This window comes from Pseudomonas sp. R3-56 (assembly GCF_051132075.1).
Classification (GTDB): Bacteria; Pseudomonadota; Gammaproteobacteria; order Pseudomonadales; family Pseudomonadaceae; genus Aquipseudomonas.
In genome coordinates this window covers 681,918-708,388 of record NZ_CP071657.1, presented here as the reverse complement: position 1 = coordinate 708,388, position 26,471 = coordinate 681,918, and the positions used below count along the sequence as shown (strand labels likewise).

At 61.3% G+C, this 26,471-nt stretch carries 18 protein-coding genes; 9 read left to right on the top strand and 9 right to left on the bottom strand.

Going from position 1 to position 26,471, the window contains the following annotated elements:
* Window positions 1–103 precede the first annotated feature (103 nt).
* Entirely contained in the window at window positions 104–4,417 is a 4,314-nt protein-coding gene (locus J3P96_RS03335; RefSeq protein ID WP_434655290.1) for a DEAD/DEAH box helicase, read from the top strand.
* Window positions 4,418–4,547: 130 nt separating this feature from the next.
* Here J3P96_RS03335 and J3P96_RS03330 read toward each other — a convergent pair whose 3' ends face one another.
* The gene (locus J3P96_RS03330) at window positions 4,548–6,659 is read right to left on the bottom strand and encodes a mechanosensitive ion channel family protein (RefSeq protein WP_434655288.1); all 2,112 of its coding nucleotides are present in this window, start codon (window positions 6,657–6,659) and stop codon (window positions 4,548–4,550) included.
* 287 nt (window positions 6,660–6,946) lie between these two features.
* Here J3P96_RS03330 and J3P96_RS03325 point away from each other — a divergent pair, with 287 nt between their 5' ends.
* The 4 genes from J3P96_RS03325 to J3P96_RS03310 are packed head-to-tail and all read left to right on the top strand — an operon-like array spanning window position 6,947 to window position 10,965.
* Window positions 6,947–7,873: a DUF72 domain-containing protein gene (locus tag J3P96_RS03325; protein WP_434655285.1), complete on the top strand. Its 927-nt coding sequence runs from the start codon at window positions 6,947–6,949 to the stop codon at window positions 7,871–7,873.
* Entirely contained in the window at window positions 7,870–8,682 is an 813-nt protein-coding gene (locus J3P96_RS03320; RefSeq protein ID WP_305498461.1) for an endonuclease/exonuclease/phosphatase family protein, read from the top strand. The genes J3P96_RS03325 and J3P96_RS03320 overlap by 4 nt, the downstream gene beginning before the upstream one ends.
* The gene (clsB, locus tag J3P96_RS03315; protein ID WP_434627806.1) at window positions 8,679–9,977 is read left to right on the top strand and encodes a cardiolipin synthase ClsB; all 1,299 of its coding nucleotides are present in this window, start codon (window positions 8,679–8,681) and stop codon (window positions 9,975–9,977) included. Before J3P96_RS03320 ends, clsB begins: the two co-directional genes overlap by 4 nt.
* Window positions 9,964–10,965: a lysylphosphatidylglycerol synthase domain-containing protein gene (locus J3P96_RS03310; RefSeq protein WP_434655281.1), complete on the top strand. Its 1,002-nt coding sequence runs from the start codon at window positions 9,964–9,966 to the stop codon at window positions 10,963–10,965. Before clsB ends, J3P96_RS03310 begins: the two co-directional genes overlap by 14 nt.
* Before the next feature lie 149 nt (window positions 10,966–11,114).
* Here the strand turns inward: J3P96_RS03310 and J3P96_RS03305 are convergent, their stop codons facing one another.
* The 3 genes from J3P96_RS03305 to J3P96_RS03295 all read right to left on the bottom strand — a co-directional run bounded on the left by J3P96_RS03305 (window position 11,115) and on the right by J3P96_RS03295 (window position 14,288).
* A complete protein-coding gene (locus J3P96_RS03305; RefSeq protein WP_434571500.1) occupies window positions 11,115–11,873 on the bottom strand; it encodes an alpha/beta hydrolase family protein in 759 nt (252 codons plus the stop codon).
* Window positions 11,863–12,972 (bottom strand): DUF3182 family protein, encoded by a 1,110-nt coding sequence (locus tag J3P96_RS03300; RefSeq protein ID WP_434627800.1) that lies wholly within the window; start codon window positions 12,970–12,972, stop codon window positions 11,863–11,865. The genes J3P96_RS03305 and J3P96_RS03300 overlap by 11 nt, the downstream gene beginning before the upstream one ends.
* Before the next feature lie 323 nt (window positions 12,973–13,295).
* On the bottom strand, window positions 13,296–14,288 hold the full coding sequence (locus J3P96_RS03295; protein ID WP_434655279.1) for a GlxA family transcriptional regulator: 993 nt from the start codon (window positions 14,286–14,288) through the stop codon (window positions 13,296–13,298).
* A 98-nt stretch (window positions 14,289–14,386) separates the two neighbouring features.
* On the opposite strand from J3P96_RS03295, the gene J3P96_RS03290 reads away from it, so the two are divergent.
* Window positions 14,387–14,944 carry a cysteine hydrolase family protein gene (locus J3P96_RS03290; protein ID WP_434655276.1) on the top strand — a complete coding sequence of 186 codons (558 nt, stop codon included), beginning with the start codon at window positions 14,387–14,389 and terminating at the stop codon, window positions 14,942–14,944.
* A 212-nt stretch (window positions 14,945–15,156) separates the two neighbouring features.
* Window positions 15,157–15,651 (top strand): hypothetical protein, encoded by a 495-nt coding sequence (locus J3P96_RS03285; protein WP_434655273.1) that lies wholly within the window; start codon window positions 15,157–15,159, stop codon window positions 15,649–15,651.
* A 49-nt stretch (window positions 15,652–15,700) separates the two neighbouring features.
* Here J3P96_RS03285 and J3P96_RS03280 read toward each other — a convergent pair whose 3' ends face one another.
* Together J3P96_RS03280 and J3P96_RS03275 are read right to left on the bottom strand one after the other, a co-directional pair.
* Window positions 15,701–18,088, bottom strand: a complete 2,388-nt coding sequence (locus tag J3P96_RS03280) for a TIM-barrel domain-containing protein (RefSeq protein WP_434655271.1) — start codon at window positions 18,086–18,088, stop codon at window positions 15,701–15,703.
* Window positions 18,085–19,401: an MFS transporter gene (locus J3P96_RS03275; protein WP_434601986.1), complete on the bottom strand. Its 1,317-nt coding sequence runs from the start codon at window positions 19,399–19,401 to the stop codon at window positions 18,085–18,087. The genes J3P96_RS03280 and J3P96_RS03275 overlap by 4 nt, the downstream gene beginning before the upstream one ends.
* A gap of 212 nt (window positions 19,402–19,613) precedes the next feature.
* Between J3P96_RS03275 and J3P96_RS03270 the strand changes: the two genes are divergently transcribed.
* Entirely contained in the window at window positions 19,614–20,681 is a 1,068-nt protein-coding gene (locus tag J3P96_RS03270; RefSeq protein ID WP_434655269.1) for a LacI family DNA-binding transcriptional regulator, read from the top strand.
* Between the two features lie 170 nt (window positions 20,682–20,851).
* On the opposite strand, the gene J3P96_RS03265 is transcribed toward J3P96_RS03270, so the two are convergent.
* Complete coding sequence (locus J3P96_RS03265) at window positions 20,852–21,367, bottom strand: single-stranded DNA-binding protein (protein WP_024778338.1); 516 nt, start codon at window positions 21,365–21,367, stop codon at window positions 20,852–20,854.
* Between the two features lie 9 nt (window positions 21,368–21,376).
* Entirely contained in the window at window positions 21,377–22,774 is a 1,398-nt protein-coding gene (locus tag J3P96_RS03260) for an MFS transporter (protein WP_305498449.1), read from the bottom strand.
* Between the two features lie 168 nt (window positions 22,775–22,942).
* Here J3P96_RS03260 and uvrA point away from each other — a divergent pair, with 168 nt between their 5' ends.
* Complete coding sequence (uvrA, locus tag J3P96_RS03255; RefSeq protein WP_434571478.1) at window positions 22,943–25,777, top strand: excinuclease ABC subunit UvrA; 2,835 nt, start codon at window positions 22,943–22,945, stop codon at window positions 25,775–25,777.
* Window positions 25,778–25,895: 118 nt separating this feature from the next.
* On the opposite strand, the gene bfr is transcribed toward uvrA, so the two are convergent.
* Window positions 25,896–26,360 carry a bacterioferritin gene (gene bfr, locus J3P96_RS03250; RefSeq protein WP_024778335.1) on the bottom strand — a complete coding sequence of 155 codons (465 nt, stop codon included), beginning with the start codon at window positions 26,358–26,360 and terminating at the stop codon, window positions 25,896–25,898.
* Window positions 26,361–26,471 lie beyond the last annotated feature (111 nt).

The window sequence follows — 26,471 nt, the reverse complement described above, 5'->3', positions numbered from 1 at the left end:
TCCCCTGTGGGAGCGAGCTTGCTCGCGATGGGGCCTGAACAGGCAATAGAGATCCCGGACGGTACTTGCATCCTACCCACCCCACCCGCCTAAACTGCCCTTCATGAATCTGCCCCTTCCAGCCGACCACGCCATGGCAGGCTTTCACCCCGCCGTTCGCGCCTGGTTCAGCCAGACATTCCCGGCGGTCACCGCCGCCCAGGCCCGGGCGTGGCCGTTGATCAGCCAACGGCGTTCGGTGCTGGTCGCGGCGCCCACCGGCTCGGGCAAGACCTTGACGGCGTTTCTCGCGGTGCTCGATGACCTGGTGCATCGCGGCCTGGAGCAAGGCGGTCTGCCGGACCAGACCTTGGTGGTCTACGTCTCGCCGCTCAAGGCGTTGAGCAACGATATCCGCATCAATCTGCAAAATCCCCTGGCCGGCATCACCGAGCAGTTGCAACGAATGGGCTTGCCGCCGTTGCCCATCACCACGGCGGTGCGCACGGGCGACACGCCGCAAAAAGATCGCACGGCGATGCGCAAGACCGCGCCGCACATCCTGGTGACCACGCCCGAATCGCTCTACGTGCTGCTCGGTTCCGATTCCGGCCGGCAGATGCTCGCCAGCACGCGCACGGTGATCATTGATGAAATCCACGCCATCGCCGCGAGCAAACGCGGCAGCCACCTGGCCTTGAGCCTGGAGCGACTGCAAGCGCTGTGTGCCGAACCGTTGGTGCGCATCGGCCTGTCCGCCACGCAAAAACCCATCGAAGCGGTGTCGCGCTTTCTCGTCGGCCAGGGACGCACCTGTGAAATCGTCGACATCGGCCACGCCCGCCCACGGGACCTGGACATCGAAGTGCCGCCTGTGCCGCTTTCGGCGGTGATGTCCAACGATGTCTGGGAACTGGTCTACAACCGGCTCGCCGAACTGGCCCGGCAACATCGGACCACGCTGGTGTTCGTCAATACCCGGCGCCTGGCCGAGCGCCTGAGCCGGCATTTGAGCGAGCGCCTGGGCAAGGAGGCGGTGGCGGCCCATCACGGCAGCCTGGCCAAGGAGTTTCGCCTCGACGCCGAACAACGCCTCAAGCGCGGCGAACTGCAGGTATTGGTCGCCACCGCGTCCTTGGAGCTGGGCATCGATATCGGCGATGTCGATCTGGTCTGCCAGATCGCCTCGCCCCGTTCGATCTCGGCGTTCCTGCAAAGGGTTGGACGCTCCGGCCACCAAGTCGGCGGCACGCCAAAGGGGCGTCTGTTCGCCACCACTCGCGACGACCTGATCGAGTGCGTCGCCCTGCTCGACTGCGTGCGCCGTGGCGAGCTGGACATCCTGCACATCCCCGAGGCGCCGCTGGATGTGCTGGCGCAGCAGATCGTCGCCGAGGTCAGTTGCCAGGAATGGCACGAACAGGCATTGCTGGAGATGTTCCGCCGTGCCTCGCCCTACGCCGAACTCGACGAAGGCCATTACCAGGCGCTGTTGCAGATGCTCGCCGAGGGCGTCAATGGCCGCCAGGGTGTGCGCAGCGCGTACCTGCATCGCGACGCAGTCAGTCGGACCTTGCGCGGGCGCCGAGGCAGCAAGCTCACCGCCGTGACCAGCGGCGGCACGATTCCGGACAATGCCGACTACAGCGTGCTGCTCGAACCCCAGGGCCTGAATATCGGCAGCGTCAACGAAGACTTCGCGGTCGAGAGCATTGCTGGCGACGTGTTCCAGTTGGGCAATACCTCGTACCGGATCATCCGCGTCGAAAGTGGCCGCGTGCGGGTCGAGGACGCCCAGGGCCAACCGCCGACCATCCCGTTCTGGCTCGGCGAAGCCCCGGGGCGCAGCGCCGAGTTGTCCGAGGCCGTGGCCCGCCTGCAAGCCCGCCTGGATGAATTGCTCGGCGCCACACCGGGCAATCTGCAGCCGGCCCTCGACTGGCTGACCGGGACCCTGCAACTGAACCTCGCCAGCGCCGAGCAACTGCTCGATTACCTCGCCCCGGCGCGCCTGGCCTTCGGCGCCCTGCCGTCCCAGGACACGCTGCTGATGGAGCGCTTTTTCGACGAATCCGGCGGGACGCAACTGATCATCCACACGCCGTTCGGCAGCCGCATCAACCGCGCCTGGGGCCTGGCCCTGCGCAAGCGTTTCTGCCGCACGTTCAATTTCGAATTGCAGGCCGCCGCCAGCGAAGACGCCATCGTGCTCTCGCTGTCCACCAGCCACAGCTTCGAGCTGGACGAGGTCTGGCGTTACCTCAACAGCCACAGCGCCGAACAGATCCTGATCCAGGCGGTGCTGGATGCGCCGTTGTTCGGGGTGCGCTGGCGCTGGAACGCCGGCGTGGCCCTGGCGTTGCCGCGTTACGCCGGTGGGCGCAAGGTCGCGCCGCAGATCCAGCGCATGAAGAGCGAAGACCTGATCGCTAGCGTTTTTCCCGACCAGATCGCTTGTCTGGAGAACCTCGCCGGCGAGCGAGAGATTCCCGACCACCCGCTGGTGGAACAGACTCTCGACGATTGCCTGCACGAAGCCATGGACAGCGAAGGCTGGCTGGCCCTGTTGCGGCGCATGGAAGCGGGCAAGATCCGCCTGGTCAGCCGCGACCTGCCGGCGCCCTCGCCCCTGGCGGCGGAAATTCTCAGCGCCCGACCCTACACCTTTCTCGACGACGCGCCCTTGGAAGAACGCCGCACCCAAGCGGTGATCAATCGCCGCTGGAGCGATCCGCAATCCACCGATGACCTCGGCGCGCTGGATGCCGAAGCCATTCAGGCGGTCCGGGAAGAGGCCTGGCCGACGCCGAGCAATATCGATGAAATCCATGAAGCGCTGATGAGCCTGGCGTGCATCGCCGACAGCGAAGCCGACGCCGAGCCGTCGTGGCTGGAGGGCTTGCGGACCCTGGCCGAGCGCGGTCGCGCCAGCCATGTGCGGATCAGCGAGGAGCGTGGTTTGTGGGTACCGCTGGAACGGCTGACGTGCCTGCAAGCAATTTATCCACAGGCCCGATGGCAGCCGCCGCTGACGCCACTGCCGGGGTTTGATGAGCAGTGGGACAGCGACGACGCCGTGGTCGAGGTGCTGCGGGCGCGACTCAGCGCCTTCGGCCCGCAGCCGCTGACGGCGATCGCCTATCCGCTGGGGTTGTCACCGGCGCAAGCGACCCAGGCCCTGGCCCAACTGGAGCAGCAGGGGTATGTGCTGCGCGGTCGGTTTACGCCGGGCACCGGGCAGGAAGAATGGTGCGAGCGGCACCTGCTGGCGCGGATCCACCGCTACACCGTCAAGCGCCTGCGCCGGGAAATCGAGCCGGTGACGCTGCAGGATTTCATGCGATTCCTCTTCGACTGGCAGCACCTGTCGCCATCCGCCCAAGGCCGGGGCAACGCCGTATTGCCATCGATCGTCAGCCAGTTCGAAGGTTATCCGGCGGCCGCCTCGGCCTGGGACAGCGACCTGCTGCCGGCGCGGATCAAAGATTATTCAGCGAGCTGGCTCGACGAACTGTGTCGCAGCGGCAAGTTTGTCTGGACGCGCCTGAGCGCCCGCCAGAAGCTGTCCGCCAGCGCTTTGCGCAGCACGCCGATCGTCTTGCTGCCGCGCCGCCAGGTCGGGCTCTGGAGCAGCCTGGCCGAGCAGACGCCGCTCGACGAGCTGTCGCCCAGGACGCAAAAAGTCCACCAGGCCCTCAGCGAGCACGGCGCATTGTTTTTCGATGAGCTGCTGCACGAGGCGCACCTGCTGCGCAGCGAACTGGAAAGCGCCTTGCAGGAACTGGTGGGCGCCGGGCTGGTGAACGCCGACAGCTTCGCCGGGCTGCGAGCCTTGATCACTCCCGCCAGCAAGCGCCAGGCCCGCAGCAGCCGGCGCGGGCGTGGAGCATTTGTCGGCGGCATGGACGACGCCGGGCGCTGGGCCTTGTTGCGCCGCAGTTCGCCTGCTGCGCAACCGGGTAAGCGCCCGGCGCCGACTGCGCCCGAGACCTTGGAACACATCGCCATGACCCTGCTGCGCCGTTACGGCGTGGTGTTCTGGCGGCTGCTGGAGCGCGAGGCGGATTGGCTGCCGAGCTGGCGCGAGTTGCTGCGCACCTTCCATCGCCTGGAGGCACGCGGCGAGATTCGCGGCGGGCGGTTTGTCAGCGGGCTGGCCGGCGAGCAATTTGCCTTACCCGAAGCCATTCCCCTGCTGCGCGAAACGCGGCGCCGTCCCAGCGATGGCAGCCTGATCGCGGTGTGCGGGGTGGATCCGCTGAACCTCGCCGGGACCTTGCTGCCGGGGGCGAAAGTGCCGGCGCTGGCGAGTAATCGACTGGTGTATCGCGATGGGTTGCCGGTGGCGGCGCTGATTGCCGGCAAGCCGCAGTTCTGGGTGGAGCTGGATGCTCAAGGGATGGCTGAGATTCGCACCCAGTTGATTCAACGCCGTTAGCCAGACACACAAGGCCCGTGGCGAGGGAGCTTGCTCCCGCTGGGCTGTGCAACAGCCCCCGGCTCATCGATCGTCTGAAAAAGCGACGACTGCTGCGCAGCCGAGCGGGAGCAAGCTCCCTCGCCACGGGTTATTGCGCAGGCTGGTCGGACGGCTTCGATGGAGGCTGCGACGATGGCTCTGAATGCTCCGCTGGTGCATCCAACCGCTTCGGCATCACCACCTGCTGTGGATAAGTCTGCGCAAAATGCACCGACGGCTCGTTATCCACAAGCTTCTTGAGCCGCTGGTTGAACGCCCGGCTCACCGCATATTGCCCACCCGACACCGTGCGGAACTGAGCGGTGAGCACCAGCCCGTTGAGGTCCATCTTGTCCACGCCGAACACATCCAGCGGCCCTTGCAGGTTGAACTTGAGGAACGGGTCTTCGGAAATCGAATCGCCGGCCTCGCGGATCAGTTCGATGGCACGGTCCACATCGGTGTCGTAGGTAAACTGCACCGAGAAAAACGCAAAGGCGAATTGCCGGGACTGGTTGGTCACGGCCTTGATCTGCCCGAACGGCACCGAATGCACGAACCCCTTGCCGTCGCGCAGGCGCAGGGTGCGGATGGTCAGGCCTTCGACGGTGCCGGCGTGGCCGGAGCTGAGTACCACCCAGTCACCGATGGACAGCGTGTCTTCGATGATGATGAACAACCCGGTGATCACGTCCTGTACCAGTTGCTGCGAACCAAAACCGATCGCCAGCCCCACCACCCCGGCGCCGGCCAGCAACGGTGCGACGTTGATGCCCAGGTTGGCCATGGTGGTGATCGCGCAGATCACCACCAGGATGATCTTGGCGGCGTTGCGCAGCAGCGGCAGGATGGTCTTGACCCGCGTGCTGGGCTGACGCGCGCCACGCTTGTTGAGCGGCGGCTTGAGAGCCTCCTGGATCGCCGTGTCGAGCACCACCCAGGTCAGCCAGGTCATCAGGAAGATCAGGCCGATGCGGCTCAAGGAATCACTGATCGCCCGGCCCACGGCGTTGCGCGAAGCGAATTCGAACAGGGAAATCCCCCAGATCCGCCCGAGGATTTCAATGAACGCTACCGCCATGACGATGCGCAACAACGCATGCAACAGACTCAACAATCGTCCCTTGTAGGCGCTGTTACGCTGGATGGCTTCGGCCTTGGGCGACTTGAAGACATGTTGGAATATGGTGCTGAGGAACACCATCGCGATCAACAGGATGGTGGTGAACAGGGCGCAACGCAGGGCTTTCTGGTTGTCTTCGCCGACGCCGATCAGGCTCACCGCCGACACCAGCACCATCAGCAGGATCGGCCAGTACCAGAGACCGGAAAAAATCCGCAGGGACTCCTGCAACGCCGGCTGTTTCAAGCGCTGGGCCAACGGTCGGTTGCGGATCAGATGGGCCACCGGCCGGCGCATATGGATCACCAGCCAGCCAAAGATCATCGACGCCGACAGCCCGGTGAACACCGCAACGCTGCTGGTGATATTGCCGCCCAGTTGCCGGGCGATCTGCGGGCTGGTCAGTGCATCGCTGAGGGCGGCCAGGAAGCCGATCAGGAACAACGGCCGCGGGGTGAAACGACGAAGCATCGCTACCGCTCGCCGTTTGTGCCCGGCGTTGAACATCACGATCACGCAAAGCAGCACCGACGTGGAAAAAATACCGCTGCTGGTGGCGTAGGCGAAACACAGCGCCAGGGCGCGGCCGACCGAGACTTGCAGGAAGTGGCTGACGTAGAGGGTCAGCGGCAGGCAGGCCACGGCCGGCAAGGTGTAGGGCAACACATAGCCGAGCACGTCCAGCACCCGCTGGCGGGTGCGTAGCCAGCGGCGCCGGCGCAAGCGGCGCACCAGCAATCGCGCGGCGGTCCATATCAGCGCAAACGTCCCCAGCCATACGCCCGAGAGCAGCAGGAAATCCCCCGCCACGCGCCATGTGGAACGGGACGTCTGGTCCACCAGGCGATCGACCTCGTCCGCCGCCCGGTCCGCCCGCAGGCGCCAGGCGTCCACCAGGCTCTGGTTGAGGTCGAGCTTGTCCTGGACGTCATCGATGCTCGAACTGATCGCGCCCAGCAAACCGCCTTGCACCAGCGGCTCGGGTTCGGCCGAGGCCTCACTGGGATTGGAGGCGCCAGGGACAGCAGCGGTCCCGTAGGCGCTGGTGCCGGTCAGCGTCAGCAGGACCAACAGCAATACGGTGCTCAATCGAGACAAAACGCGGGGCTCCTTTACACGGGACAAGTAAGGAACTGATCAAGAATCAGCCGGCAAGTTCGCCAGAAAGGTCAATGCACGCCCTTGTGGTGAGGGGATTTATCCCCGCTGGGTTGCGCAGCAGTGCCCCAAAAAAACAGGGACGCTGCGCGCCCCAGCGGGAGCAAGCTCCCTCGCCACGGGTTCACTTCTTCCCCGCCGCCGGGCACTCCACCGAAACTTTCCAGCCCGCGCGGCGGTCATCAAAAGACACAGGCGGTACGAGGTCATTGGCACGGGAGGGATACATGACGGCGATCCACATTGGTATTTCCGGTTGGCGCTACACGCCTTGGCGGGGGGATTTCTACCCCAAGGGGCTGGCTCAGAAGCGGGAACTGCAATTCGCCTCTCGCGCGGTCAACAGCATCGAAATCAATGGATCGTTCTACGCCCTGCAACGTCCCGAACGGTATGCCCAGTGGTACGCCGAGACGCCGGACGACTTCGTCTTCAGCGTCAAGGCGCCAAGGTTCATCACTCACATCAAGCGCCTGCGGGACATCCACAAGCCGCTGGCGAACTTCTTCGCCTCCGGGGTGCTGGAACTCAAGGAAAAACTTGGGGCTATCCTCTGGCAGTTTCCGCCGAGCTTCAAATTCGACCCCGAGCTCTTCGAAGAATTTCTCAAGCAATTGCCCCACGACACCGAAGCCGCCGCCGCGCTGGCACGCGAGCATGAACCACGCCTGGACGGCCATGCCAGCACAACGACCGACAAGAAGCGTGCGCTGCGCCATGCCGTCGAAATCCGTCATGAGAGCTTTATCGATCCACGCTTCGTCGCCCTGCTCAAACGTTACGACGTCGCCCTGGTGGTGGCGGATACCGCTGGAAAATGGCCGTATCGCGAGGACGTCACCAGCGATTTCGTCTATCTGCGCCTGCACGGCGCCGAAGAGCTATACGCCAGCGGCTATACCGACGAGGCGCTGAAGCGCTGGGGCGATCGGATCGAAGCCTGGAGCCACGGCACTCAGCCGAGTGACGCCCACCTGATCGATCCGAAAAAGAAACCCCGGGCGCGCAAGAGCCGGGAAGTGTTCTGCTATTTCGACAACGACATCAAAGTCCGCGCGCCGTATGACGCGCGCCACCTGCTGGAGCGCTTCGACCTGGACAAGCATCTCGCCACCGCTCCCGGCGTGCGCCCGGCCGAAGGGGTATTGCCATGACTACGCCAGAATCCAGCGAAGCCACCCGTGACCCGACCCAGCAATCGTTGCGGGATTTCGAACGGGTCAGCCGCTTCACCGTCCTGACGGTCAATACACACAAGGGGTTCACCGCCCTGAACCGGCGTTTCATCCTGCCGGAACTGCGCGAAGCCGTGCGCAGCGTTTCCGCCGACGTGGTGTTCCTGCAAGAAGTGCATGGCACACACGAGCACCACCCCCAGCGCTACAGCAACTGGCCAAGCATCCCGCAATACGAGTTCCTCGCCGACACCCTCTGGCCGCAGTTCGCCTACGGGCGCAACGCGGTGTACCCGGCGGGCGACCATGGCAACGCGTTGCTGTCAAAATTCCAGATCATTCGCCACGAGAACCTCGACGTCTCCATCAGCGGCCACGAGAGCCGCGGCATGCTCCACAGCGTGCTGCGTCTGCCGGGTGGCGAAGGCCAGGACGTGCATGCGATCTGTGTGCACCTGGGGTTGCGCGAAGGTCATCGCGTCGAGCAACTGAAACTGCTTTGCCAGCGCCTGAGTGAGCTGCCGCCTGAAGCGCCAGTGATTGTCGCCGGTGACTTCAACGATTGGCGCGGCAAGGCCAATGACCTGCTCGCCCCCTGCGGCCTGCGGGAAGTCTTCGCCGAACAATGGGGCAAGCCGGCCCGCAGCTTTCCGGCACGCCTGCCGATCCTGCGCCTGGACCGCATCTACGTGCGCAACCTCAAGGCCCATCACGCCAAAGTATTGAATGTACGTCCCTGGTCGCACCTTTCCGACCACGCACCGCTGTCGGTGGAGATCGAATTATGAGCGCGACGATGAACAAGGCAACGGTGGAAAAGATCGAGGTCCCGCCGACCGAGAGCAACCCGGCGCTGAACGATATCGAATACGGCTGGCACGGCAACAACCGTGTCACGCTGCTGGAAAATGGCGAGGAATATTTCCCACGGGTTTTCGAGGCAATTCGCCGTGCCCAGGAAGAAATTCTCCTGGAGACTTTCATTCTGTTCGAGGACAAGGTCGGCTTTGAACTGCGCGACCTGCTGGTGGATGCGGCCAAGCGTGGAGTGCGTATTACCGTCAATCTCGACGGTTTCGGTTGTGGCGAACTGACCACCGGGTTTCTCGCGTCGTTGAGCGAGGCCGGGGTGCGCCTGCAGATGTTCGACCCGGCTCCGAGGCACCTGGGCATCCGCACCAACTGGTTCCGCCGCCTGCACCGCAAGATCGTCGTGGTGGACGGTGTGATCGCGTTTATCGGCGGGATCAATTTCTCCGCCGACCACCTGGGCGACTTCGGTCCCGAGGCCAAGCAGGATTACTCCGTGGAGATCAAGGGCCCGGCGGTGGTGGATATCCATCATTTTGCGCTGCTCCAGACCGGGCGGCCGGGCCGGGCCAAATACTGGTGGCAACGCCGCCGCAGCCGTCGCACCGAATTGGCGTTCAATGATCATGACGGCCAGGTGCGCCTGGTCTATCGCGACAACCATGAGCACCAGACCGACATCGAGGAGGTCTACCTGCAAGTGCTGCGCAGCGCCCAGCGGCGGGTAGTGATCGCCAATGCCTATTTCTTCCCCGGCTACCGGTTGCTGCGCGAGATCCGCAACGCCGCCCGGCGTGGCGTGGAGGTGCGGCTGATCCTGCAGGGGCAACCGGACATGATGATCGCCAAGCTTGCCGCGCGGATGCTCTACGACTATCTGCTCAAGGCCGGCGTGACGATCTATGAATATTGCGAGCGGCCGCTGCACGGCAAGGTCGCCCTGGTGGATGAGGACTGGAGTACCGTCGGCTCGAGCAACCTCGACCCGTTGAGCCTGTCCCTGAACCTGGAAGCCAACGTGCTGATCCGCGACCGTGCATTCAACCGCGAGCTGTTCGAGCGCCTCGATCACTTGAGCCGCACCCATTGCACCATCATGCCCGAGAACCACGCGCCGCGCGGGCTGCTCTGGCGCATGACCATCGGTTTCATGGTGTTCCACTTCCTGCGTCACTTTCCGGCCTGGGCCGGATGGCTGCCGGCCCATAAACCGCGTCTGAAACCTTTTTCACCGCCGACGGCGGTCCGGAGCGAACCCCATGAACCACTCTGAAGCGCACACCGCGCCGAGAGACGCCCAGGCGCCGGAACAGGCCAAGCCGAAGTCGCGCTGGAGCCGCTGGAAACGCCCGCTGACGCTGGCTTTTTTCCTGCTGCTGATTGTGCTGTTCACCGCGTTGGCGCGCCGCATCGACTGGTCCGAAGTATTCGCCACCCTGGCGGATTTCAAGCTGCGCACACTGCTGATCGCCGCCGCGTTGACGATCACCAGTTTCATCACCTACGCCTGCTTCGACTTGATCGGTCGCACCTACATCCGGCAGAAACTCGGCTGGCGGCAGATCCTGCCGGTGGGAGTGATCAGTTACGCCTTCAACCTGAATCTCAGTGCCTGGGTCGGCGGCATCGCCATGCGCTATCGGCTGTATTCGCGGCTCGGCGTCAGCACTGGCAACATCGCCAAGATCCTCGGCCTGAGCCTGGCCACCAACTGGTTCGGCTACATGACCCTCGCCGGCGTAGTGTTCAGCAGCGGCCTGGTGACCATGCCGCCGGGTTGGAAACTGAGCAGCAACGCGCTGCAAGGCGTCGGCGTGCTGCTGTTGCTGGCCAGTGCCGGTTACCTGGCGGCCTGCCGTTTCTCCAGGCGCCGGGCCTGGACGATTCGCGGTATGGAAATCAATCTGCCGTCCCTGCGCATGGCCGTCCTGCAATTGGCACTGGGCGCGCTGAACTGGTCGCTGATGGCGGCGGTGATCTTCACCTTGCTGCCGAGCAAACTGGACTATCCCGTGGTGCTGGGGGTGTTGTTGATCAGCAGCATCGCCGGGGTGATTACCCATATCCCCGCCGGGCTCGGAGTGCTGGAAGCGGTGTTCGTCGCGCTGCTGCAGCATGAAGTGTCGCGAGGCAGCCTGATCGCGGGACTGATTGCCTACCGGGCGATCTACTTCATCCTGCCATTGCTGATTACCGTGGTGATGTATCTGGTGATCGAGGCGAAGGCCAAGGCGTTGCGGGTCAAGCCTGGGCTCAAGTGATGCGGCGCCTGGCATGGCGCCTTCGTCGGATCGCCGCCCGGAGCAGGCTCGCTCCCACAAGAGACCTGTGTGAACCCGGGCTCAGACTTTCTGCGAGTCCTTGTGGGAGCGAGCCTGCTCGCGAAGTGGCCCGCCAGGACACCAGCTGTCTACCGCTCCTGAATGATGCTCAACCGCTCGCCCACCACCATCTCCGTGATCCAGCTCACCAGGATCGAGGTGTAGGCCTGTTGTGACACGGGGTCACTCAGGGAATGGTCGGCGCCATCGATGATTCGATGAGTCAACGAGTGAGTCTGCTGACAGGCGGCCCGGTAGCTCATGATCGTGGCGTGGGGCACATGATCGTCCGTCTCCGACTCCACCAGCAACACATCCCCGGTGAATTGCGCGCAGGCGTGCAAGGCCCGGTTGGTATCGGCGTGCACCAGGGTGCTGCGGTAATCGAGCAAGTCAGCCTTGTCGAGGTCGCGCTTGGGCGTGTGCCACTGCTCGTCGCGGTACAGCGCCGGCACCCGCAGGGCCAGCCAGCGCACCGGTCGCAATGAGGTAAGGATCGAGGCCAGGTAACCACCGTAGCTGGTACCGACCACCGCGATCGCCGAGGTGTCCAGGGCCGGGTGGGCGAGCAACCGGTCATAGGCCGCCAGCAAGTCCCGCAGGTTGTCCTCGCGCGTGACCCGCGACAGTGGAATCCCGGCCCCACCGGTGTGGCCGCGCAAGTCAAAGGTCAGGCACACGCAGCCCAGGCCGGCGATGCCTTTGGCCCGCTCGAGATCTCGCTCCTGGCTGCCGCCCCAACCGTGTACGAACAACACACCGGGAACCTTCGACTTGGGGCTGAGGAAGGTTCCATTCATGTGTTCATCATCAATCGCAATCTGGATGGTTTCGCTTCTAGCCGTCATAGGATTGAACCGTTACGTATTTGAGTAGGAAATCACCATTTTCCGCAGCGCCGCGATAAACCTCCGTGGCGCCGGGCGGCAGCGGTTGGTCGGTGTAGGTTTCGACTGAGGACACCCGAACCGCGCGGATCGATGGGTCCTCGACGAACACCTGCAAGGCAGCCAGTTCAGCGCTGCTGGCGCCGCCCATTCGCCAGGACTGCTCCAGCACGCCACCGCGAGGCTGGCCCCCGGTATCCGTCCCTTGGGCAATGTCGTAGTTGCGCCGCGAAGCAAAGAACGTGGGGAAAGCCTGGTTGGCGGCGTCATCGAATACCTGCGCCAGCCGGACCGCTTCGCGCACATCGTCCGGCAATTCCAGGCCGAGAAGCTCGATGTAGCCCCCTTGCGCCACCAGCAGGTCGGAGCCGCCGTAGACCTCTTCCCCTTCGTTGTCGTGGGTCAGGTGCTGCACGCCGCAGTAGCTCAAGACCTTGCCGTTGATAAAGCTTTGGCCGACGCTCTGGGTCTTGACCTCACTGAGATTCTGTTCCAGCACGATTCCCTCGCTGAACAATGCCTGGGCGTCTGGAGCCGCGACGATCTCATCGAATTGCCCGATGCTCCGGATGACTCGCTGGCCACGTCCGGCGCAAGCATGGATTGGCTTGAAGCGAATCGGCCCGGCGTAGAGCAAGTGCTCGGCGGCCTGGCGCGCATCCTTGAGCGAAAACACGCTGATGCCATCGAGCACAACGCCCCGGGTCAGCTTGGCGAACAGCGGTGACCAGCCCTTCGGCGCGACCGCATCCTTATTCAACAGACCATGGGCAATCGCCTTGGTGCAGATGAAATCGTGGTCGACGTAACCGCCCCAAAGATCGTCCGGTCCCTTGACGCCCAGGCGCAACGCAGCCTCGGGACCGATCAGGGTTTGCGTAGGCAACAGGTACAGATCCCGCCCGGCGTGGTTCCGGCTGTCATAGCTGCCGCCGAACTCCAGGCCAAGGATATTCGCCAGCCAGCGCGCCAGCGCCCGATTGGTCTCGACTTCATGCAGGGGTGCCTGGGGATTGACCGAGTGGGCCACTACACATTTGTCACGATGAATCTGGGTCATGCGTTGTCCTTTCAACTTCGCTAAATAGCCGTAGCTATAAGGATTGCAGAGATCAGGCCAACGGCACGGCGGGGGACGAACGGTCAAGGAAACGGGGGGATGAACGGATAATGTGGCACCGGGCCTGTTTCATTCTGCACGACGGGAAGCGGATGTCCGGCAATTTGCACGACATCCCGAGCCAGCATTTCCCCCGTGGCGAGGGAGCTTGCTCCCGCTGGGCTGCGCAGCAGCCCCAACTTTAAACTGACAAACCGCGGTGCACATTATTGGGGGGCTTCACCCCCAGCGGGAGCAAGCTCCCTCGCCACAGAGGCTCCGTGTCAGCTTTTGGCAGCACTCGGGTTCACCCCGAACCTTGCCCGGTAATCACTCGGCGCCAGCCCGGTGATTTTCTTGAACGTCGCTCGAAAGGCGCCCGGATCCTGATAACCGACGGTCCAGGCAATGTGGTCGATGGTACCGTTGGTGTACTCCAGCATTTCCCGGGCCTTGCCGACCCGCAGATGCTGACAGTATTCGGTGGGTTTGAGGCCGGTAGCCGCGCGAAACCGGCGCAGGAACGTGCGTTCCTCCAGCCCGGCCTGTTCGGCCATCGCGCCAAGGGAAACATCCACCGCGCCGCTGCGTTGCAACCAGTGCTGGACCTTCAGGATCGCTGCGTCGCCGTGACCCAGGATCGGCGCGAAATTGCTGCCGCGCTGGCTCGCGCTGTCGCTGTGCTCGATCACCAGAAACTGCGCGGTGCGTGTGGCGATGCCGGGGCCGAGCAAGCGGTCCACCAGCCGCAGCCCGAGCTCCGACCAGGCCATGAGCCCGGCGGTGGTGATCAGGTCGTCGTCGTCGACAATGGGTTTATCGGCGTTGAGCTTGATCTTCGGATAACGTGCCGCAAAGGTCTTGGCCGAGGTCCAGTGGGTCGTGGCACTACGCCCATCCAGCAAACCGCTTTCGGCCAGCAGGATCGAGCCGACGCAAACCCCGCCCAGTACCGTGCCGCTAGCGTGTTGCGCCCGGAGCCAATCCATCAGCGTCGGTGTTGCCACAGCTTCATTGAAGCCGGCAATGGACGGTGGGATCAACAAGGCCACCAATGGCGCGTGCGGACCGGCATCACTGGCAAACACCCGCAACGGCATTTTTCCGCCCGCCGTTTGCCAGTGGCTCACGCGTAGCCGCGGCAGCTGCACACTGGCATGCTCCGCCGCAATGCCATCCGCCACGGCAAACAGATCGGTCAAACCATGCACCGCGGCCATTTGCGCGCCGGGGTAGATCAGCACGCCGAGTTCGACGAATGCCTGTTCCTGCGCCATTGTCAGTTTTCCCTCGCCTATTGTCGTTACGGCCAATTCCCGCATCACCGTTCAGGACCAATACTGACTTTCCCCCTGTTGATAACCGAGGAAGTACCATGTCCAAGCAAGCGCTCATCGTAGTCGATATCCAGAACGACTACTTCCCCGAAGGCAAATGGCCTTTGGTCGGCGCCGAAGCCGCTGCCGACAATGCCGTCAGATTGATCGAGGCGTTTCGCCAGGCCGGAAACCAGGTGGTGCACATCCGTCACGAATTCACCTCCGACGAAGCGCCATTTTTTACGCCCGGCTCTGAAGGTGCGCAGTTGCATCCCAAGGTACTCAACCGCGCCGATGAACCGGTCGTGCTCAAGCACTTCGTCAATTCGTTTCGCGAAACCGAACTGCAAGCGATCCTCGAACAGCACGGCATCGAACGGTTGGTCGTGGTCGGCAGCATGAGCCACGTGTGCATCGACGGCATTACCCGCGCTGCCGCTGACATGGGCTATGAGGTCACGGTGGTGCATGATGCCTGTGCCAGCCGCGACCTGGAATTCAACGGCCTCGTCGTCCCTGCGGCCCATGTCCACGCTGCGTTCATGTCGGCGCTGGGGTTTGCCTATGCGAATGTGGTGAGTACCGAGCAATTCCTGAGCGGCAGCCAGGCGTAGACGCAGCCATCGACAGCAAGCGGAAATGACTAGGCGGGTGTGAGCGGTTACGACGAGAATGGCCAGATATCTTCCCAAGAGCCAGCCGCATGAAACGCAGACGCCCGCCGCGCCTGGTCGAATCGCCCTTCCCGACCGCTACATCAGCGCCACGGCACCCGCCCACGTGGGATTGCGCAAGCGACGTATCCAGGCCGGGATTCCTCGGAACCATGATCTACGTCGCGGCAATCTTGCTGGCCCTGCCTGCCTACTGGCTGGCAGTGTTTACCCTGATGTTGTTCAAGGTCGAAGGCCTGTCGCCGATTCACCAGCAGATCATTATGGAACCGCTGATTATCGCGCTCATGTTCATCAGTGCGTTCGCGGCCGTCTGTACGATCAACTGGCTCGTCTCCGGGCCCAAGGTGCTTGGCTTCTGTTTTGACGAACGCCAGCAACGCCTCACCTTCACCCAGCGCCGTCCTGCCCGGGAAACCACCGAGAAATGCGTGCCCTATAGCGACATCCATTACATCAAGCCCTACACCTTGAGCACTTTCGCCAATGTGAACCACTTTGATGTCGGCTACACCGGAGCCGATGGCAAGCCGATTTCGCTTCGGTTTCGGGTGGACATCACGGTGGCGGAAATGGAGTTCCATGCCACATGGTTGACGCAGTCGATTGGGGAGAGGATGCAGGAATTATTGGATCTGGACTTGTGAGCCGGTGGACTTGCCCTCCTGGACTGAGAGGGCAAGACTTACCAGCGAATCAATGAAGTTGTCCATGCTCCGGAATATCCGCCAACTTCAAAGCGCACCCACTACGGCCATTGATTCTCAAGGCTCGCGCATCCGTAATCTTCAAGGACACCTCAAGCTGCTCCCACGCCGGACAAAAGTCCCCTGTTTTAGCGATCGTCAAATCAATGAAGTCCAGGCCATATTCAAGGGTCCATTTGATGACAACGCAGTTGCCGTTTTTCCAGTCATGACTGATGCCGTCATCTTCAAACAGCACGCCGCTGGAGGCACCTGAAGGCGCAGGAAAAATCACCAGCTCGCGACGCCGATCAAGAGAGGGATCGTTAAGCTTGTGGCATTCACCGATCGGTATCGCAGCGCCCCCTCGCACCAACAAGGGCAAACGTTCCAAAGGCGCATCCAGAACAACGGATTGACCGCCTTCGTACCAGTCACCGGTATGCCAGTCGCACCATCCCGTCGCATTCAGGGGTAACCACACCTCGCGCTCGCGGGCGCCTTCCTCTACCACGCTGGCGACGAGGACATCTCGGCCAAGAAGGAACTCGTCGTTTTCCTCGAACGTTTCACGGTCATGCTCGTGGTCAAGAAACGTAGGTCGCAAGATGGGCTCATCTTCGTTACTGGCTTGCCACAGCAAGGTATAGAAGTAAGGCATCAACCTGTATCGGAGCCCGATGGCGTCACGGACCGCATCGATGACCGTTGGGTGCATCCATGGCTCATTGACGGTGCCATCGTCGTTCCAGGAGTGAATGGTGAAGCGCGGATGCATCACACCATTCTGGACCCAACGGACAAACAACTCCGGATCCGGCTTGTTACCCGAGAACCCACCTACATCGTGCCCGACGTTGTACAACCCCGACAGGCTCATGCCCAGGCCCATGCGGGTGTTGTAGCGGAGGGTTTTCCAGTTGGTTCGGTTATCACCGCTCCAAGTCTGAACGTAGCGCTGCATGCCGGCGCAACCTGAGCGTGAGATGAGATAGGGCCGTTCCGATGGCGAAAACCGCTGTTGTGCCTCTAAAGACGCTCTCATCATCAGCAATGCCATGAAAGGCCGGATATGTTTGATTGCTATTTCGCGCCCGAAGCCGTGGCAGCGTGCCTCACCGTCCCACACCTCGAACTCATTGTTATCGTTCCACGTGCATTCAATACCCAGCTCCAACAGCTGTGTTGTGACATTCGACTGCCACCAGCTGACAGCGTCCGGGTTGGTGAAGTCCAGATGAGAGCCCTCATCGTCCCAGAAGACAGAGCGCTCTGGCATGTCGTGTTCAGAGTCGCCGATGAACATCTTTCGCCTGGCTACCTCGGCGTAGCGCGGATGGTCCTGCAAGAGACAGGGCTTGATGTTGGCAACCAGCCTGACGCCGGCATCACGGTAGGCCTGGGCAAGCGCCTTGGGGTCTGGGACCTTTTCACGGTTCCAGTTGAAAACATAACGTTTTTCGCCAATGGACGTGTACCCGGATGACAGTTGAAAAGAGTCACAAGGGATATCGTGCCGACGGCACAGATCAAGAAACTCCAGCAATTGTTCCTGGGCATTTTCGGCATCGGTGTAGTGCATCGTCGAGCCGCTGTAGCCCAGGCTCCATTTAGGCAGAAACAGAGTGCGTCCGGTCAGACGAACAAAAGCCTTCGTCACATCCAGTATGCGCGGGCCTGCAAGTACCCAGTAATCGAGGTCACCGGCATCCGCTTTGTACCGACGGTAGGGCCGGTGATAATTATCCAGCTCGTTCCCCAGATCAAAGAGGCTGGTGTTCAGGTTGTCATAGAACATCCCGAAGCTGGCGTGCTCCTGGTGCGTGATGACAAAGGGGATATGTTTGTACAGCGGGTCAGTGCTCGCAGCGTCATATCCCATTGCATCCAGGTTACGCATTTCAAAGCGTTTGCCGGCGCGATTCAAATCGCCGGTCTTTTCGCCGAGCCCGTAATAGCGATGTTCCGGCGCGCGAAGCTGGTAATGCTCCAGGCCTTCACCATGAGCATCAAGCGAATAGGCACCGGTGGGCCGATCCGAAACCAACGGCCTCCAGTCCTGGCCATCGTGGTATTCCCATTGCAACCACAGCGGACGATTTACCGTGATGCGGAGTTTTCTGGTCGTGAGTACCAACCGGTCCTGAAATTCTTCGACCCGGTACGCGGGCAAAGAAAAATCCGCCAACGACTCACGGGCCCGGCCCTCCCAGGCGACATCCTCCCGGGGCGCGATGCTCCAGGTCCGATCCAGTGCCAACGCGCCTGCACGCATGAGCAGGACACGCGCCAAACCGTCTTCGAGGATACTAATTCTGAAGAGATGTCGGCCCTCGACCAGAAGCTCGATGTAGCCTTTTTCCTGGGCCTGTAATTCCCAGACTTTAAGTGACTTCATTGGGCACGCACCGCTTCAGGTTTGGACGCTCTGTCGGCGATAAACAAAATCATGAAAAACGCACCTATAAAATCAAAGAGCCCCATCGCAATGAACAATGGGTTGAATCCTATCTTGTCCACGCTGACACCGATGATCAGCGAAAAAATGAAGCTGGCAATCCAGGCGCATGAGCCTCGCATTCCGTTCACAGTCGCCAGCTCATCCCGATCAAACGTTTCGACGACCAGTGCACTTAACATGCAGGAGATAATCTGGTGGCCAAAACCGCCGACTGAAATAAGCGCAATCGCTACATAGGGGTCTTCCACCTGGGTCATCACGGCTAACGAAAACATCAGGAACGCGCCGGTGATTGAACTGGCGACAATCGAATTCACACGGGTGCATTTGAAAAAACGATGGTAAGCGCGTGACAGGTAACCGCTGGCGACACTGCCCAGATCCGCCGCCAGAAACGGAACCCAGGCAAACAGTACGATTTGCTTAAGGTCCATTCCTCTTTCGTTGGCCAGATACAGCGGCACCCAGAAACTCATGACTGCCCATGCCGGCTCTGCCATGAAGGCGGGAAGCGCGATACCGTAAAATCGCTTGTCCCGACCAATCTTTTTCAACGCTTTGAAAAAAGGCATTTGCTGGCCGATTTTTTCGCCGTCTTGTTGGATATGCTTCAACTCATCGGGCGATAAGCGCGGATGAATAGTGGGAGCGTGGTAGAGCCATCCCCAGACGGCGGCCCATATCAGGCCGATCCCGCCGGAAATCAGGAATGCGCCCTGCCAGCCCAGGCTTACATGAGCCAGATAGATGATGGGAGGGGCGAGCATCGCCCCCAGAGAAAAACCAACCCCCGCCCATCCCGCAGCGATAGGGCGTTCTTTTTTGGGAAACCAGTCCCCTATCGCCTTGGCATTGGCGGGTGTAGCCGCTGCCTCCGAAGCGCCCATGAAAAAACGCAGAATCGCCAGATGCACCCAACTCGCTGCCCCGGCATGAAGAAGGCACATCACTGACCATACGACGGCGCATATGACGAAGCCGAGCTTGAGCCCGATCGCATCGATCAGCCAGCCGCAGACGGGTTGGAAAACTGTGTAGGCAAGTTGAAACGAGGCGACGACCCACGAGTACTGTTCCGTCGACATGCTGAACGTGGTTTTCAGTTCCGGCGCCAAGATACCCAGTGAATTGCGGGTTATATAGTTGACGGTGACGCCGAGCAAAAACAGGGAAAGCATCCACCATCGCAGATGCGGGATGAATTTTAGCTTGGCCGAAAGTCGAGCATTGCGTTCGATATCGATAGTCATCAATTCTTCGCCTGTCGCCGTATTTTCCGGCGTTTTGTTTTTATTTGAGGCTTGAACGCTATGGCAACTGCTCATGATCCGTACAGAAGCAGGCGTGTATAGATTTACATCCACCTCCGACGCAGCTCGACAGAAACCCAAGCACGCTAGGATTGATGGCCCTTTTCTGCTATGAAAGCTTTTACATAAATTGTCTCAATGGATAAGGCGCGGTGGGAAAGTTACGCATTGCTGAAATTGCGGCTCAGACGGGCCTGTCCATCGCGACGGTGTCGCGGGTGCTTGCTGGCAAATCCAACACCCGCCCCGCCACGAGAGAAAAAGTGCTCGCGGCGGCTCGTCAGCAGGGCGTGATGGAAGGCCTCGCCAATGGTCGCTTCCTGCTCAACGGGCTGACCATCTTCGCGCCCTCGCGGGCCTTCAACGTACGCTCGGATATCTTCTACTACAAAGTTATCCAGGGCATCACACAGGCGGTCGCGCAACATGATGTTCGAGTTCGCTACTGCGAGCTTGAAGAGGTTGATAGCGACGCATTGCTGTTTTTACAGAAGATGAATCAGAAGGACACCGGTGCGGCGATCCTGATTGGTATTGATGATCCGCACATACACCAACTCGCGGCGGACCTCAGCAAGCCGACGGTACTGATCAACTGCATTGATCGCAGCATGCGCTTGCCCTCGATATCGCCCGACCACTTCTTGATCGGTCATTATTCGATAAATTATCTGTTTCAGATGGGGCACCGAAATGTACTGACTCTCCAGTGTCTCAGGCGGTACACGATGGATCTGCGGATACGTGGAATTCGTGATGCATGGAAGGAGCAAAATCTCGAATTCATCGAAACAAAACACCTGATGGTTGCCGAAGGTTTCGGCAGTGCTGAATCTGAAGCGCGGGTAGCGGCCTTCCTGGAAAACTGCGCCCCCGACGACCGACCGACTGCCATCCTGGCCGGGGGCGACTTCATGGCAGCCGGCGCGGTTAAAGCGCTGCAGAATGCCGGCTTGAGGGTTCCTCAGGATGTTTCAGTGATGAGCATGGACGGGTTCAACCTGGCGGACATCAACGATATACCGCTCACCACGCTTCACGTGCCCCGCGATGAACTGGGCGCGGAAGCGATAAGGGTCTTGAGACAGCAGCTTTTCGAACCGCGATCGCCTTGTGGCAATCTTCTTCTCGGTGGACACCTGATAACCGGCAGTTCGGTGCGGCGCATCAAGCACAGCGCCAAGCAAACGCCGGTCTATCAGAAGATTATCTATGACTGATCCATTCGCGGCATAACCCGTCAATCCGTGCTCATCTCACTTGATTGATCTTGGGACACCTTGGCTTACGCAGAGCGAAAAAAACCCTCCAGGCTTTGCAGCGAAGAGGGCTTTATCGAGCTTTCAGGTTTCAGTGGATGAGGAGACTCATCGAATGAAACCACTGCGGATCAGAACGGAATATCGTCATCAAAGCTGTCGAAATCCGGCGCCGGTTGCGGTGCGGCCTGTTGCGGAGCTGGGCGCTCGCGCTGTGGCTGCGGCGCCGATTGCGGACGAGGGGCTTGCTGGCGTGGAGCCGACTGCTGGTAGTTGTTGCCACCCTGCTGCTGGTCGCCTTGCGGACGGCCACCGAGCAACTGCATGGTGCCTTGCATGTCGACCACGATTTCGGTGGTGTAACGCTTGATGCCGTCTTTTTCCCACTCGCGGGTCTGCAGCTTGCCTTCGATGTAGACCTGCGAACCCTTGCGCAGGTATTCGCCGGCAATCTCCGCCACTTTGCCGAACATCGACACGCGGTGCCATTCGGTCTTCTCGACCTTCTGGCCGGTCTGCTTGTCGGTCCATTGTTCGCTGGTCGCCAGGCTCAGGTTGGTCACGGCGTTGCCGTTAGGCAGGTAGCGAACTTCTGGATCCTGGCCGCAAGTACCGACCAATATGACTTTGTTAACCCCACGGGCCATAACGTTCTCCTAGGCTTCGCACGCTGCCGGGGCCGGGTTGTTCACCAGGCGCTCAAGCGTCGCACGATCCAATAATTCGGTGTCCAGTTTGATATAAACGGCCGCCTCGTCGGCGACCACCACTGCATCGGTTACTCCAACGACGGCCCTGAGGCGCTCGGCCAGGCCTGCTTCGCGGATGGCTTCGGGCGACAACGGCAAGCGCAGGCTCGTCACATACGGAGGTTCGCGCATGGTAACAGCAAAAACCAGCCAAAGTGCAGCCAGCGCGGCACATCCCAGGAACACAACCGACAAACCGCCGTGCTGGAACAGCCAGCCGCCGAGGATCCCGCCCAATGCCGAACCGAGGAACTGGCTGGTGGAATAAACCCCCATCGCCGTGCCCTTGCCGCCCGCCGGTGACACCTTGCTGATCAGCGACGGCAACGATGCTTCCAGCAGATTGAACGCGGTGAAGAACACCACCGTGCCAATCACCAGGGCGCGCAGGCTGTCGCCGAACTGCCAGAAGAATAGCTCAGTGAGCATGAGCGTCACGACGGCGCCGAGCAAAACTCGTTTCATTTTGCGTCGCTTCTCGCCATAGATAATGAACGGAATCATGGCGAAGAACGAAATGACCAGTGCCGTCAGATAGACCCACCAGTGCTGCTCCTTGGGCAGGCCGGCCTTTTCCACCAGCGCCAGCGGCAAGGCCACGAAGCTGGACATCAACATGGCATGCAGCACGAAGATGCCCAGGTCCAGGCGCAGCAGGTCAGGATGCTTGAGCGTCGGCACCAGCGCCTGGCGGGCCACCCCGGATTCGCGGTGCTGCAACGGCCCGGTGGAGCGTGGCACGATCAACGCGACGATGAGGATGCCCACCAGTGCCATGGCGCCGGTCGCCAGGAACAGCCCGGACAACCCAAAGGCACGGGTCAACAACGGTCCTACAACCATGGCGACGGCGAACGACAGACCAATCGTCATGCCGATCATCGCCATGGCTTTCGTGCGATGTTGCTCGCGGGTCAGGTCCGACAGCAACGCCATGACAGCAGCGGAAATGGCGCCCGCTCCTTGTAGGATCCGTCCGGCGATCACGCCCCAGATCGAATCGGCATTCGCCGCCAGCACACTGCCGAGGGCGAACACGATGAGCCCCAGGTAAATCACCGGGCGCCGGCCGATCCGGTCGGAAATGATCCCGAAGGGAATCTGGAAAATCGCCTGGGTCAGGCCGTAGGCGCCGATGGCGAGCCCGATGAGGGCCGGGGTCGCGCCCGCCAGGTCCATGCCATAGGTCGCCAGTACCGGCAACACCATGAACATGCCGAGCATGCGGAAGGCGAACACCAGGGCCAGACCGCCTGCCGCGCGGGTCTCGCCGCTACTCATGCGTTCGCTGTGGGGATCTTGCATGGAAAAACCTCGTGTGAACCGGCGGGGATTCTACCAGTCCCATCGATTGAGGGGGTATATGGCGACCGTTTGCCGCGCAGTCTTCATGTATGGCTTGCAATAGTGTGCATCCATCCAGTATTTGCCCGTATACTCCTACGTTTTCGACGCCCGCCGAGCGAGGCCACTTTGGACAAGATCCTGATTCGTGGGGCCCGTACCCACAACCTGAAGAACATCGACCTGACCCTGCCCCGGGACAAGCTGATCGTCATCACCGGCCTGTCCGGATCCGGCAAATCATCCCTGGCCTTCGACACCTTGTACGCCGAAGGCCAGCGCCGCTATGTCGAATCGCTGTCGGCCTACGCCCGGCAGTTCCTGTCGATGATGGAAAAACCCGACGTCGATACCATCGAAGGCCTGTCGCCAGCGATCTCCATCGAACAGAAGTCGACGTCCCATAACCCGCGGTCGACGGTCGGTACCATTACCGAGATCTACGACTACCTGCGCTTGCTGTATGCGCGAGTCGGTATCCCCCGCTGCCCTGATCACGACACCCCGTTGGAAGCCCAGACCGTCAGCCAGATGGTCGACCTGGTGCTCGCCCAGCCGGAAGGCAGCAAGCTGATGCTGCTCGCACCGGTGATTCGCGAGCGCAAGGGCGAACACCTGATGGTCTTCGAAGAATTGCGCGCCCAGGGCTTCGTACGCGCCCGGGTCAACGGCAAGCTGTGCGAGCTCGACGAGCTGCCGAAGCTGGATAAACAGAAGAAGCACTCGATCGATGTGGTGGTAGACCGCTTCAAGGTCCGCGCCGACCTGCAGCAGCGCCTGGCCGAATCCTTCGAGACCGCGCTGAAGCTGGCCGACGGCATCGCCCTGGTGGCGCCGATGGACGACGAACCCGGTGAAGAGATTATCTTCTCGGCACGCTTCGCCTGCCCGATCTGCGGCCACGCCATCAGCGAGCTGGAACCCAAGCTGTTTTCCTTCAACAACCCGGCCGGCGCCTGCCCGACCTGCGACGGCCTGGGGGTCAAGCAGTTCTTCGACACCAAGCGGCTGGTCAACGGCGAGCTGACCCTGGCCGAAGGCGCGATTCGTGGCTGGGACAGGCGCAACGTCTATTACTTCCAGATGCTCGGGTCGCTGGCGGCCCATTACAAGTTCAGCCTGGACAAACCATTCAACGAGCTGCCCGCGGACCAGCAGAAATTCATCCTGCATGGCAGCGGCACGCAGAACGTCGATTTCAAATACCTGAACGACCGTGGTGATATCGTCAAGCGCTCCCACCCGTTCGAAGGCATCGTGCCTAACCTGGAACGGCGCTACCGCGAGACCGAATCGGCCAGCGTGCGCGAAGAACTTGCCAAGTTCCTCAGCACCCAGCCCTGCCCGGACTGCCGCGGCACCCGTTTGCGCCGGGAGGCGCGGCACGTGTGGGTGGGTGAGAAAACCCTGCCGGCGGTGACCAGCCTGCCGATCGGCGATGCCACTGACTATTTCGGTGGCTTGAAGCTCACCGGCCGTCGTGGCGAAATCGCCGACAAGATCCTCAAGGAGATCCGCGAGCGTTTGCAGTTCCTGGTGAACGTCGGCCTGGACTACCTGACCCTCGACCGCAGCGCGGATACCCTGTCCGGCGGTGAGGCCCAGCGTATCCGTCTGGCCAGCCAGATCGGTGCCGGGCTCGTGGGTGTCATGTACATCCTCGACGAACCGTCCATTGGCTTGCACCAGCGGGACAACGACCGGTTGCTCGGCACGCTGAAACACCTGCGCGACATCGGCAATACGGTGATCGTGGTCGAGCACGATGAAGACGCGATTCGCCTCGCCGATTACGTCGTGGATATCGGCCCGGGCGCGGGGGTGCACGGCGGACACATCGTCGCCCAGGGCACCGCCGCCGAAGTCATGGCGCACCCCGACTCGCTGACCGGCAAATACCTGTCGGGCCGGGTGAAGATCAAGGTGCCGGCCAAGCGTACCCCTCGCAATAAAAAGCTGTCGTTGACCCTCAAGGGCGCACGCGGCAACAACCTGCGCAACGTCGACCTGGAAATCCCGATCGGCCTGCTGACCTGCGTTACCGGTGTTTCCGGCTCCGGCAAGTCGACGCTGATCAACAACACGCTGTTTCCCCTCAGTGCCACCGCGCTGAACGGTGCCACCACCCTGGAAGCCGCCGCGCACGACAGCATCAAGGGCCTGGAGCATCTGGATAAAGTTGTCGACATCGACCAGAGCCCGATCGGCCGGACGCCGCGCTCCAACCCGGCGACCTATACCGGGTTGTTCACGCCGATCCGCGAACTGTTCGCCGGCGTACCGGAATCACGCTCGCGGGGCTACGGCCCGGGCCGCTTCTCGTTCAACGTCAAGGGCGGGCGCTGCGAAGCCTGCCAGGGCGATGGCCTGATCAAGGTGGAGATGCATTTCCTGCCTGACATCTATGTGCCGTGCGATGTGTGCAAGAGCAAGCGCTATAACCGTGAAACGCTGGAGATCAAGTACAAGGGCAAGAATATCCACGAAACCCTCGAAATGACGATCGAGGAGGCCCGAGCGTTCTTCGACGCAGTACCGGCATTGGCGCGCAAGCTCCAGACATTGATGGATGTGGGGCTTTCGTACATCAAGCTCGGGCAGTCGGCGACGACCTTGTCCGGCGGCGAGGCGCAGCGGGTCAAGCTGTCCCGTGAACTGTCCAAGCGCGATACCGGCAAGACCCTGTATATCCTCGACGAGCCGACCACAGGCCTGCATTTCGCCGATATCCAGCAATTGCTCGATGTACTGCATCGCCTTCGCGACCACGGCAACACCGTTGTGGTCATCGAGCACAACCTGGATGTGATCAAGACGGCTGACTGGCTGGTAGACCTCGGGCCGGAAGGCGGCTCCAAGGGCGGCCAGATCATCGCCGTAGGTACGCCGGAGCAAGTGGCGGAGATGAAGCAGTCTCACACCGGCTATTACCTCAAGCCGTTGCTGGAGCGTGACCGGGACTGAAGCACCATGCATGAAAAAGCCCCTGTCATCTCATCGATGGCAGGGGCTTTTTTTTGATCGTTCCCACGCTCCGCGTGGGAATGCATCTTGGGACGCTCTGCGTTCCCTTCCGCAGCAATCAGAACTGCGATTGCAGGTAATTCTCCAGCCCGATCAACTTGATCAGACCCAACTGCTTTTCAAGCCAGTAAGTGTGGTCTTCTTCAGTATCGTTGAGCTGCACCCGCAGGATCTCGCGAGTGACGTAGTCGTTGTGCTGTTCGCACAGCTCGATGCCTTTGCATAGCGCCGCGCGGACTTTGTATTCCAGACGCAGGTCGGCGGCGAGCATGTCAGGTACGGTGGTACCGATGTCAAGGTCGTCCGGGCGCATGCGTGGCGTGCCTTCGAGCATCAGGATCCGGCGCATCAACGCATCGGCGTGCTGCGCCTCTTCTTCCATCTCATGGTTGATACGTTCGTAGAGCTCGGTAAAACCCCAATCCTCGTACATCCGCGAGTGGATGAAATATTGATCACGGGCTGCCAGTTCGCCTGTCAGCAACGTGTTGAGGTAATCGATTACGTCTGGGTGACCTTGCATCGCCCTACATCTCCACAAGCTTTGAAAGGCCCTAGTTTGAACCAAGCTGACTGCAAGGTCACTCGCCTATCGCAATAAAAGTGAAGAAAATCCGAGAAAAGCAGGGTAAAT